The 11,445-nt window shown below is 68.4% G+C and carries 7 protein-coding genes; 3 read left to right on the plus strand and 4 right to left on the minus strand.

From position 1 onward, the window contains the following. Window positions 1-3: 3 nt before the first annotated feature. Entirely contained in the window at window positions 4-852 is an 849-nt protein-coding gene (locus AC07RV_RS00520) for a peptidoglycan-binding domain-containing protein (protein ID WP_208508153.1), read from the minus strand. 287 nt (window positions 853-1,139) lie between these two features. On the opposite strand from AC07RV_RS00520, the gene AC07RV_RS00525 reads away from it, so the two are divergent. The 3 genes from AC07RV_RS00525 to AC07RV_RS00535 all read left to right on the plus strand — a co-directional run bounded on the left by AC07RV_RS00525 (window position 1,140) and on the right by AC07RV_RS00535 (window position 6,758). Then, on the plus strand, window positions 1,140-2,621 hold the full coding sequence (locus AC07RV_RS00525; RefSeq protein WP_296783822.1) for a hypothetical protein: 1,482 nt from the start codon (window positions 1,140-1,142) through the stop codon (window positions 2,619-2,621). A gap of 111 nt (window positions 2,622-2,732) precedes the next feature. After that, complete coding sequence (locus AC07RV_RS00530) at window positions 2,733-3,911, plus strand: cell wall hydrolase (RefSeq protein WP_296783819.1); 1,179 nt, start codon at window positions 2,733-2,735, stop codon at window positions 3,909-3,911. Window positions 3,912-3,920: 9 nt separating this feature from the next. Then, window positions 3,921-6,758, plus strand: a complete 2,838-nt coding sequence (locus tag AC07RV_RS00535; protein ID WP_444852609.1) for a peptidoglycan-binding domain-containing protein — start codon at window positions 3,921-3,923, stop codon at window positions 6,756-6,758. A 59-nt stretch (window positions 6,759-6,817) separates the two neighbouring features. Here AC07RV_RS00535 and AC07RV_RS00540 read toward each other — a convergent pair whose 3' ends face one another. The 3 genes from AC07RV_RS00540 to AC07RV_RS00550 are packed head-to-tail and all read right to left on the minus strand — an operon-like array spanning window position 6,818 to window position 11,254. Then, a complete protein-coding gene (locus AC07RV_RS00540; protein ID WP_296783814.1) occupies window positions 6,818-9,211 on the minus strand; it encodes a CHASE2 domain-containing protein in 2,394 nt (797 codons plus the stop codon). A 7-nt stretch (window positions 9,212-9,218) separates the two neighbouring features. Continuing rightward, on the minus strand, window positions 9,219-10,517 hold the full coding sequence (locus tag AC07RV_RS00545) for a FecR family protein (RefSeq protein WP_296783812.1): 1,299 nt from the start codon (window positions 10,515-10,517) through the stop codon (window positions 9,219-9,221). Beyond that, window positions 10,517-11,254, minus strand: coding sequence for a response regulator transcription factor (locus AC07RV_RS00550; RefSeq protein WP_208512853.1), 738 nt, complete (start codon window positions 11,252-11,254; stop codon window positions 10,517-10,519). The genes AC07RV_RS00545 and AC07RV_RS00550 overlap by 1 nt, the downstream gene beginning before the upstream one ends. Window positions 11,255-11,445 lie beyond the last annotated feature (191 nt).

Raw genomic sequence — 11,445 nt, forward strand, 5'->3', positions numbered from 1 at the left:
CGGTCACGCAGGCCAGGCAATGCCGAGTTTTCGCGCTGTGAGCGGGCCCGTGTCTCCATCGGCGACCAAGCGGTTCTGTTTCTGATATGCATGAACAGCGGCAACGGTGTGCGGGCCATATTCGCCATCGATCGCTCCGGGATCGAAGCCGGCCTGCTTCAGTGCGCGTTGTACGGCCTTGACCAGCGGCCCCGACATATTGGGCGATTGCAGGGTGAGGATGAACGGTAGCGGCTTCGGCGTGACGTTCACGTTGTTGGCGCTGTACTGGACTCCGGGAATCTGTGCGTAGAAGTGCCAGATGCGTCCTTCGACCTTGCCCCGTTTGACGCCCAGCCCTTTTCCGGCCGCCTCGACAGTTCCACCATTTCCATCTGAAATCGCCACGTGTCCCATCTGTTTCGGCATGGGAGGCCTGCGAACCAGAATGACGCCGGGCGTGCTGTTTGCCACGGCCTTCGTGACTGGGGTGAGCGTTCCGTTTTCGGCGTCCCGGACCCACGAGCCTGAATAGGCTTCCGTGGTGGCGGGATTCCCTCGGTTGTCGGTACAGCCGTAGAGCTCTCCCGTGATCTGGAAGACGACCCACGACGCGAACTCGGCGCAGTCCCAAGGGCCAGTCCATTTGGAATTGTCCTTCGGAACGAGCACATTCTCGTATTTATCCCCGATGCGCTTCTCGGCCAGCTTCAGCAAATCTTTTCCGGTTGCCATCTCTTCCCCCTTCGCGTGGTTGATGAAAAGTCCGGTCGATCGATGATCCGGTGTTGCGTGCAGGTCGGTGGATCGCTCGGGACGGCGATGGTGCAGCAATGCCAATTGGCTGTCCATCATCTGGATCAGGTATGACATGGGAATGTCATGTTGCGCGAATCGAGTTATTGCAATGGGACGAAATTTCGAAATACGTTGACGATGAATGGATCGGCGGCAACGAAACCCTCGGGGAAGTCATGGATCGCCTTCCTCCAAAGGTGAGGGTGCATCCCTCAAACAGGGGATGCCGGCGCAATTAGGTACTGCTAAAAGCTACTCAAAATTCGAGGAGCGGAAGAATGCAATGCCAAGCGCGACCTGGTCCGAGCGGCCACGGCTTTCCGTTGGGATTTCGCAGATCGAGGCGACTTCGGATCGTCGCATTGGCTTCCGCCGTGCTATTGGCGGGCTGTGCCACCCTTTCTCCCCAGATCTATTCCGACGATCTGCTTCTCGACGCTTCGCGGAGTTCCGAAACCTTGTCGTACGCAGACGCAAGGAAAGACGCGGAACAGGCGATCCGGCGCTATATCGCCGCTGTTCAGGAACTGTCGAGCTTCAACCCCCGCGTGGGAGCCGCCTTGATCCTTTCGAGCGCGGTCGCGGTGATCAAGGGCGTCACGAACCCCTCGGGCTCCGCGCTCGCCAAGGTTGCGGTCGGGGGATCGGCGGGTGTGGCCTACGGCAGCACGCTCGTGTCGAAGCAGCGCGAGGAAATCTACATGGCTGGCGCCAGCGCATTGAATTGCGTCATCGCCGCGAGCGAGCCGTTCAATGTCGCGGCGTCGACGTCGGGCACTTGGGACGCGTCGCAGCAATCGATGAACGCGCGTCTCGCAGAACTGCAGGAGTTGCTGCGCATCCATGCCGGTGCCATCCGGGACACGGCGCTCGCTGCGGCACCGGCGAGGGCACAGCCGCAGAGCTGCAAGGCGGAGCCCGCGCCGAACTGCAACCTCAAACCCGAGAGCCTGACGGCGATGACGACCGAGGAAAGGAACCGGCTCACCACGTCGTGCCTGGCGGCAAAGGCGACGAGGGATCAGGAGTGCGCCGTGCCCGGCAAGAAGACGACGACGGTATTGACGGCCGATCCGGTCTTGCAGCGAACGGTTGGTCGTGCCGACGTGGCGGTCGCGGATGCCCTGGCTCTGGATGCCAGGGTGAAGGCGCTGCGCACCAGGATCGCTGGCGCGGCCAGCGACCTGCGCTTCCGATCGAGAGAGATCCAATTCAATGTGGGCAGGGAGGTCTCGAAGACCGTGCCGGACATTGCATCCTTCCTGGCCGCGAGCGAGAAGATAAAGACCACCGCCCTTGCGATAGGCGGCCAGGATGCGTTGAAGCCCGTGCCGAGCGTCGCCCAAAGCGGGTCGATCGGCGGCAAGTCCAGGGCGCGGCCGTTCGATGCGAAGGCACGCAATCTCGAACGGGAGATCGCAAAAGCCACGGAGTACCTGGCCGCCGCGACGATGGATCTGAGCAAACTGGTCGGTCCGATCCTTCTGGAGGTCGACAAGCCCAAGGCGACCTGCAAGCTGCAGGTGCCGGGGCGCACACTGACCCTCGTGCCGGATCTGGAGGAGATCGAAGTGCCGGCCGGTTCCCAGCAGACCTTCTACGTGATGGGCGCAGGCGAGGGCCTGGCCTGGTTCGCAACGAGCCGCGGAGGTGGAAAGCCCGGAACGATCAAGGCGGGCGACGAGAGCGGAAAGAGGTCGTTCATCTACACGGCACCGGCGGAAGGCGCGGCGCCCCAAGGCGACCAGATCCTTTTCACGGATCCTGCGGGTCCGTCGAGAACGGTCAACGTCAAGATCGTCGCGCCGTTGCAATCCGCCCGAGTTCCGGCGGTGAAATCATGAGAGGCAGCGAGAAGCCCTCAATGATAGTTTTCACCGCTGCGCACCCGTGCAGGCCGGCGGGCGCGGGCGATGCCCTCCTCAAGCCAGGCTCCAGCAAGAAAGGGGGCGCGCATGTGGCCATCGGTTGAGAATTCGGCACGCGGCCGCTCGGGCGAAGGAGGCACTCTCGGCGCCATCCTGCGCGACCGGCGGCTCCCGCACCGGCTCTACGCGCTGACGGCTGGACACGCCGTCGGGGCCGATCCTGGCACCACGGCCGGAGACGTCATCGCCTTCGCGGATTCTTCCGGGCAATTGCAATTCGCGGGAGGATTGGTCGATTGGGCGCCGACTTTCCCGCCCGACGCGAAGACCGGAGCGGTGGATGCGGCGATAGTGCTCGTGGCGCAGGAAGACCTGCGGGACCTCGCGATGCAATCCGCGCTCTGGCCCGTCGGTGCCGCGATCGCGCGCAGCGGTGATGCGCTGCGACTGCTGACGAGCGATCGGGGGCCGGTCGACGGCAGTGCGCAGAACAGTGTTGCGGTGTCGGTGCGCGTCGAGGCGGGCGGTCCGGCATACACGCTGTCGCCAGTGCAGGCCTGGCACGCACCGGGCGGGACGCAGGGAGGCGACAGCGGAGGAGCGGTCTGGAACGATCAGGACCAACTGGTCGGCATCCACGGAGGGATCCGGCTCGGAGATCCCGCGCAGCCCTTCTTCATACCGATCGACACGATCCTGCGCTATTTCAACGCGGACCTGGTCGTGAGGGACGAGTTGTCGAACGCTCTTGCGGCGGTCCGCGGCCGGCGGCCCCTCGCGAGCACCGTCGAGCGTGCGCCGGTCCAGCCGGTCCAGCCGATCGTCGCGTCGAAGCCATCGCCGTTCGACGATGCCCACGCCGAGATCCTCGCTCGCACCATCTGGGGCGAGGCGCGTGGCGAGAAGGAACCGGGCATGCGCGCCATCGCCTTCGTCGTGCGCAACCGGGTGCAACGCAGAAGCTACTGGGGCTCCGACGTCGCCAAGGTGTGCCGCTATCCCTCGGCTTTCAGTTGCTGGAACCCGGGGGATCCCAATCTTCCGCTGCTGCAGGCGGTCGGCGCGAACGATCCCTGGTTCAGGTCGGCGTTGACGATCGCCACCCAGATGCTCGCCGATGCCCGTGCGGGAGTCAGCGCACAGGACCCCACGAACGGGGGAACCCACTACCACGCGAGCAGCCTGGTGCCGCCGCCATGGTGGACGGAAGGCCACGCCATCTGCGCGCACATCGGAAAACACGTCTTCTACAACGACGTCAAGTGAGGCAGCCAAATGGACATGCGAATGATTGAGGTGGCGCTCGGCTTGGCGCTGATCTTTGCGTTGACCAGCCTGCTCGTGACAGCCTTGCGCGAACTTTGGGCGTCGGCCTGGGGATCCCGTGGCAAGGTGCTGCAGCAGGCCCTGACTTCCTTCCTGGGCGACAACAAGGCGCTCGCGAGCACGCTGATGGCGCATCCGCTGCTCACTTCCCTGAGCAAGAAGCAAGAAGGTGGAACGCCGTCGTACATGGGCGCCGACATCGTCGTGACCTCGCTGATCGCTTCGCTCGTGGAGACCTGTCTTCAGGGCGTGCGCCCCGCAACGCCCGCGAAGTTTCTCGATGGGGTGCGCGAGTTTCTGGACACGCCCGCGAATCGGGGCGATGCGCAGGCAGAGTTCGCTGCGGACGGCTCCGGGGTTCGAAGGGCTTTCGTTCCGAACCCCAAGCTGCTTCGCGCGATGCGCAGCCTGATCCATGGCGTGGAGAGCGATTGGCCCGGCTTCGAAGCGCGGCTTTGCGCCTGGTACGACGCCGTCACCGAGCGCTCGATCGGGTGGTTCAAGCGAAAGAACCAGGTCACCCTGCTGATCTTCGGCTTCGTCGTTGCCGCGGCCGCCAACATCAACCCGATAGCGATCGCGCCTCGACTCTGGCAAGACGCACCCATGCGACAGGCGCTTGCTGCGGCGGGAAAGACCGCGGGCGAAGAATTCGCGGCAGCCAACGCCTCGAACGGCGCGGACATCGATGCCGCCGCGCTGAGAGCGGCCCGCTCGGCGATTGCTCCGGCGCAGGCCGAGGAAAAGAAGCGGCACCGCAGTTCGGTCGAGGAAACCGAGCGCAGCCTGCAGGCATTGAAGCTGGCCTTCGAGCAGGTGTTGGACAAGCCAGGTGCGTCCGCTTCCACGCCGGTGTGGCGAGAGGCCTACGACGGCTATCAACAACTGCTGGCCCTGCGCTCGGCGCTCGACGCCACGCGTGTTCCCGAGAGTGGGTCGTTCCGCGGCATACGTCGGCAGCTCGAGGCCGATGCCAACGTCGATGCGCGCATGAAAGCACTGGAAAGCGTTTCGACAGCGGGCTTTCAGTCGCTCGTGACGACGCTGCGCAAGGCGATGGATGCCGAGAAGAGGGCGCAGTCTCGACTGCTGGGCTCGGTCGTGGATGCCGGGTGCAGGCAGGACACGGTCCTGCCCGGGAGCGACAGGGAAGTCGAGAGTTTCTGCGAGCGCCTGGATGCCATGAACTCGCTGAAATCCATCGGCTTGCCCATCGGTTGGGAGCCGTTCATCGCACCCCAGGTGTTCAAGTCCCGATGCGTGCAGAGCTCGGACTGCTGGGATGCAGAGCGGGTGGGAAATGCCTTGCTCATCGCGATCGGCTGGCTCATCACGGCGGTGGCCGCCAGCCTGGGCGCTCCATTCTGGTTCGACCTCCTGAGCAAGATCGGCAAGCTGCGCGCTTCCGGCGCCAAGCCGTCCGAGGTGGAGGACGCGGGGACCGTGCGAACGCCACCGGGCGGCTCCACCATGGCCCTGCCTTCGGAGCCGCCGGACGAAGGTGGCGGGGATGGTGGAGCGGCAGACGCAGGCACCCACGCAGACGATGGTGGCGCAAAGCCCGGCCCGAAGCCGGAGGCGCCAACCGAAGCGGACCAGGGACCGGTGATCAAGGGGCCGAGTCCCCACGAGCAGCAGCTCGTTGTCAGCGAGGTGCGGCGGGTGCAGATGGCGCTGGGGCTTCTCGGCGCACAGCTCAGCGGGCAGTTCGATGCAGCCACCCGCCAGGCGATCCTGGAGTGGCAACGCGCCAAGGGCTACGGCGAGACCGGTCAACTGACGGAGATCCAGCTCGACGAGCTTCTGAGCATGGCACCCGGTGCAGCGGCCAAGCTGTTGCCGCGCAACGTGCCCGCATCCGTTTCACCTCCCGGCAACGGAGGGGCGAATGGAACCATGCCGCTGCTGCAGGGTATTGCGTCGGGTGGCCGCGCCGTTTCGCTTGAAGAATTGGGGACCCAGAAGGGGCTCGCGAGGGAAATCCAGACGGCACTCGCCGAGATCGGACTGCTCGATCCGCCCGCGGACGGTGTTTTCGGACCCGTGTCGCTCTGGGCATTGCGAGAATTCGGCAAGGCGATGAATGCCGCCCCGGCCGAGATTGTCGATGCCGGATTGGCCGAGATGCTGCTGTCCAGCGAGGCAAGAGCCCTGTATCCGATCGTGCTCGATCACTCGCCTGCGGGCCGCACGGCGGCCGCGATGCTCAAGAAGGGCTACTGGCTGTGCCGGCACCCGGACGCCGTCAACATCGTCTATGTCGAAGGCATGAAGCGCGATGGCACACCCAACGCGAACGAACCGAACCGGTTCAACGATCTGCGGACCTTGCTGCGCATCGCGCCGGGCGGCAAGGCCGAATGGGTCGGCTGCTGGGAGGCCTCCACCGAGCCCGGACTGGTCTACACGATGAAGCCGCTGGACGGCACCCCCGGGGTCGCACGCATTGCCCTGGGGCAGTTCAAGGCATGGAGCGTGGGCTTTCACAAGGGAACGCAACCGGCACTCGTGCAAACCGCGCCCATCGTCATCTATCGCGATCTCGACAAGAACTTCAGGCGCGACGAGGGCGAGCGCGTGTCCATCGCCTCGTCGATCAATCAGCATTCGGGCTACGACGCGCCGGACAACAACGTCGGGAACACGAGCGCCGGGTGCCTGGTCGGACAGTCGCGCGCCGGACACTCGGAGTTCATGGCGCGTTGCGAGCGGGATGTCCGCTACCAGGCCAATCACGGCTATCGCTTCATGACCACGGTGCTGGAAGCGGCCGAGCTGGGGCATTGAGGCCAAGACAGCCGCGCGCATCTGCGAACTGGACACTCGCGGGTCGCTGCGGCATCGGCTCAGCGCAGCTCCCGCCGCAGCGGCAACAGCAGCCAGAACCGCGTACCCGTGCCCGGCGTGCTCTCGCCCCCGAGCTGCCCGCCATGCTTCTGGACCACGGCCCGCACCACCGCGAAGCCCAGCCCCATGCGCCGCGGCGCGGCGGCCGCCGAGGCATCGGGATCGGCGCGCGGCGTGGCCACGGGTTCGGGTGCGAACTGGGCGCGCTGCCCGCGCGGCGCATGGAGCAGGGCGTGCAGCTGTGCGGGCGTCATGCCCGAGCCCTGGTCGGCGATGGTGATGCGCACGCGGTCCGGCGCGGCGTCGGGGGTGGCGGACTCGAGGTCCATGCGCAGCTCGATGCGCGCGCCCGGCGCGCTGTGGCGGATGGCGTTGTTTAGCAGGTTGACGATGGCGCGCGTGAGCAGCGAGCCGTCGGCGCGCACGAGGGTCTCGTCGGCGTCGTCGAGACGCGCATCGATGCGCACGCCGTTGGCCTGCGCGTAGTGCCAGGCCTGGTCCCGGGCATCGAGCAGCACGGCGCCCACGTGGGTGTCGGCGAAGCGGTAGTCGTCCGACTCGGCCTGCGCGAAATCCATGAAGCCCTCGGCCAGGTCGAGGGTGCGCTTGGCCTCGCGCCGGATGGCCTTGCGCATGTCGGCGGTGCCAGCCGCGTCCGGGTCGCCCTCGTGCATGGACAGCAGGCTCAGGATGGTGACCTGCGGGCTGCGCAGGTCGTGCGAGAGAAAGCGCCGCCATTCGTCGCGCTGCCGCTGCGCCTCGCGCTCGGTCGTGAGCTCGGGCAGCATGACGACCCAGCCGCGGTCGTCGGGCGCGTCCGCGCCGAAGGCGGCGGCCTCGAGGCGGAACACGCGCGCGTCGGCGGTGGTGTATTCGTCGCGCAGCCGGATCGTCCAGTGCAGTCGCGCCGAGCCCGGGGCATCGGCCTTCGCGGCCGCCGTCATCGGCGCGATCAGCTGCGGCAGCGACAGGCCGCGCAGCGCATCGGGATCGCTGTCGCGCTGCGCGAGCTCGCCGCCGCCGAGCAGGCGGGAAGCGGCCGCGTTGCCCGAGGCGATACGGCCCTGGTCGTCGCAGATCAGCATGGCCACCGGCATCGCATGCATCGCCTCGTCCATCAGCTTCTGCATGCGCTGCACGCGCGCGATGGCGCGGTCGAGCGCCTGCTTGGGATGCACCACCGGGTCGCCCGAGAGCGCGGGCGGCGCGGGCATGACCTCGAACGCGCCGCTCGGGATGGCATGCAGCACCCGCGCGCGCTGGCGCAGGTAGGCCAGCTGCGACTCGAGCCGGCGCCAGCTCCACAGCAGGTAGAGCAGGAACAGCCCGGCGATCGGCGCCGCGGGCGGCAGCCACCAGTGCCAGCCCAGCATGGCGATGCCGCTGGCCAGCAGGCAGGCGACGGCGAGGCCGAAGGCGATCGGCAGCGCATGGCGCTGCAGGCGCACCAGCAGCCACAGCGCGATCCACAGCGGCACGACGGTCCAGGCCGCGTAGCCGGCCGGCGGCAGCAGCGCGACGTTGCGCGCGTTCATCAGGTCGTCGATGGCGTTGGCATTGACCTCGATGCCGGGCAGCACGCCGCGCATGCCGGCGTTCGGCGTCAGGGTCTGGTCGCCGAGGCCGGGCGCGGTGGCGCCCACGAGCAGCAGCTTGTCGCGCAGCAGCTCGGCGGGCACCTCGCCGCGCAGCACGCTGACGTAGGGCACCGTGCGGTAGCTGCCGCGCGGGCCCGCGAAGACCAGGCGCAGCGGGTCCTGGCGCAGCCAGTCGCCGGGCCGACCGGCCTCCGGCGACGGCGGCGGCGGCACCCGCCCGGCGATCAGTGCGCCCACGTAGGGCTGCAGGTGGCCCGCGTAGCCTTCGCGCAGGTAGAGCGTGCGCGCCACGCCGTCTGGATCGGGCGCGAGGCCGGCGTGGCCGAGGCCGCGCGCGCGTTCGGCGAAACGCGGCAGCGGCGCCAGGAAGCCCGGGTGCGTGCCTTCGTCGAGCGCGTCCGGCCCCGCATGCGCCCCGGCATGCAGCAGCGGCAGGTAGACCGGCAGCAGGCCCATCGCCTCGGCCAGCCGCGCATCCTCGCGCGGATCGGTGCTGGGCTCGGTCAGGAACATGTCGAGCAGCACGGCGCGCGGCGCGGCCGGCGCCAGCCGCTCGAGCAGGCGCGCATGGATCTCGCGGCTCCAGGGCCAGCGCCCGAGTTCGCCGAGGCTGCGTTCGTCGATCGCGATGATCAGGATCTCGGGCGCCGCGGTGTGCGAGGCGAGGATCAGCAGCCGGTCGTGGATGAACGCATCCATCTGCAGCAGGCCGGGCCGCTGGGCCAGCACCAGCATGGCCAGCGGCAGCAGCAGCGCCATCAGCAGCCGTTCGACGACGAGCCGGGTCGAGGGCATGACGGCTTCAGCGCGCCGGGATCTCGAAGCTGCCGCCGAAGCCGGCGGCGCCAGCCTCGCCCTCGCCCACGGGGCGCGCGCGCCAGTGGTAGCGCCCGCCCAGCACGAAGGGCCCGACCACCATGCCGGCGACATGGGCCGCGGGCTCGTCGATCAGCAGCACCGAGAAGTCGGGGCCGCGCGAGAGTTCGAAGGCGTAGCGCTGGCCCGTGGCGCCCGGCCAGCGGATCTCGACCCGGCCATCGGACAGCAGGGTCGCGCTGCCGCGGCCCGTGTCGGCGCCGGCGGCCGCGGGCAGGTAGACGGTGCTGTCGCCCGGCAGGCCTTCGAGCTGGTTCGCATCGAAGGCGGTGAGGCGCAGCTGGTAGAAGCCGGCCTCGAGGTCGGCCGGCGCCGTGAAGGCCGGGGCCTCGCCGCGCTGCTCGTGCACCGGCAGCAGGAAGCGCTCGTCGCGCGCGAGCTGGAGGCGATAGCTCTGGGCACCGGCCACCGGCTCGAACTGCAGCGCGCGATCGGCGCGCGGCGCGTTCGAGGCCAGCAGTTGCGGTGCCGGCAGCAGCGTGCGCGCCTGCGCGCCGGCGCCGTCGAGCAGCACCGCGCCGCTGCCGGCGCGCAGCACCAGCGGCGGTTCGGCGGCGCCGCGGTCCTGGCGCACCACCACCTCGCCCTCGATCACCTCGCTGGCCAGCGTGCCGTTCTCGTCGCGCACGCGAAAGTGCGTGCCGCGCACGCCGAGGCCCATCGAGCGCGCGCGGATCTCGAACTGCTGGCCCGGCTGCTGCTTCTGCACCTGCGATTCGACGCGGCCCCGGATCAGCCGCAGCTGGATCGTCTGGGTGTCGATGGCCTGCACCTCGAGCGCGCTCTGCGACGGCAGCACGACGCGGTTGCCGCCGGGCAGGCCCAGCGTGACGAAGGCATCGGGACCGGTGACCAGCACGTCGCCCGGCAGGATCGGCGTGCCGGGCGCGAGCACCTGCTCGGGGCCGCCCGGGCGCTGGCGCGAGGCCCGGCCCTCCACCGCCGCGACCACGGCGGCGCCCTCGGGCACGAGGCGGCCGTCGGCGAAATACAGCAGCTTGCCCGGCTGCAGCAGCCGTGGCTCGCCGACCTGGTTGCGCTGCTGCACCTCGGGCCAGCGCAGCGGGGTGCGCAGGTGCTGGTTCGAGATGCCCCAGAGGGTTTCGCCGGGCTGCACCACGTGGGGCGACTGGGCCATGGCCAGCGGCGCGGCCAGGCCGGCGCAGACCGCGAGCGCGCCGGCCAGGCGCCGCGCGAGCCGGGTGGCGGCGCGCCACGGCGCCATCAGGATTCCACCTGCTGCATGGCCTCGAGCCGGTAGCCGCGGCCGTAGACCGTGCGCAGGCTCAGGCCGCGCGCGGCCTCGAGGCCGAGCTTGTTGCGCAGGCGGTAGATGTGGCTGTCGAGCGTGCGCGAGGGCAGCTCGTCGCTGCTGTAGCCGGCGCTCTCGAGCAGGTGGGCGCGCGACACGATGCCGCCCAGGTGCTGGAACAGCGTGAGGGCGAGGCTGAACTCGCGGTCCGACAGCGCATGGCGTTCGGGCGCCGCCGCCTCGCCCGGTGCCGGATGGATCAGCACGCTGTGCGTGAGGCGCTCGAACTCCCAGCGGCCGAAGCGCTCGCCGGGCGAGCTTTCCACCGGCGCGCGGCGCGCCATCAGGCGCTGCACGCGCGCGCGCAGCTCGAGCGGGCGAAACGGTTTGACGATGTAGTCGTCGGCGCCGAGGCTCAGCGCCTCCACCACGTCCTGCTCGGAGGCGCGCGAACTCAGCATCAGCGTGGGCACCTGGTCGGCCTGCCAGGTGCGCAGCCAGCGCAGCAGCTCGACGCCGGCCAGGCCCGGCACGTTCCAGTCGAGCACCAGCAGGTCGAAGCTTTCGCGCCGCAGCACCTGCTGCAACGCGAGGCCGTCGGAGAGGGCCGTGCAGCTGACCGTGGTGTCGCCAATTGTTAACAACTGCTCCAGTGTCCGGACCAGGTGTGACAGCTGGTCGGGGTCGTCTTCGAGGATGGCAATGCGCATGGTCCGAGAGGTAGCGAGGCGATTCTGACAGTGAATCCCGACGCGAAATCTGACGAATTCACGCAGGCGAGACGCCACGTCCCATTGTTTGCAATTGCAAGAAAGTAGTAAAGAAATTCACAAATGCAGGCAGAAGCTTTCTGCAAATCTGACCAAACCTCGCGCGCCGCTCTCGCCCGGCAGGGCCCCTC

The sequence above is a fragment of the Variovorax sp. GW821-FHT09B01 genome (assembly GCF_059418345.1).

Excerpts from the sequence above, each read along its gene's own strand:
- AC07RV_RS00520 (WP_208508153.1), bottom strand. The coding sequence starts at position 852 with ATGTCATACCTGATCCAGATGATGGACAGCCAATTGGCATTGCTGCAC.
- AC07RV_RS00530 (WP_296783819.1), top strand. The coding sequence starts at position 2,733 with ATGTGGCCATCGGTTGAGAATTCGGCACGCGGCCGCTCGGGCGAAGGA.
- AC07RV_RS00535 (WP_444852609.1), top strand. The coding sequence starts at position 3,921 with ATGGACATGCGAATGATTGAGGTGGCGCTCGGCTTGGCGCTGATCTTT.
- AC07RV_RS00540 (WP_296783814.1), bottom strand. The coding sequence starts at position 9,211 with ATGCCCTCGACCCGGCTCGTCGTCGAACGGCTGCTGATGGCGCTGCTG.
- AC07RV_RS00545 (WP_296783812.1), bottom strand. The coding sequence starts at position 10,517 with ATGGCGCCGTGGCGCGCCGCCACCCGGCTCGCGCGGCGCCTGGCCGGC.
- AC07RV_RS00550 (WP_208512853.1), bottom strand. The coding sequence starts at position 11,254 with ATGCGCATTGCCATCCTCGAAGACGACCCCGACCAGCTGTCACACCTG.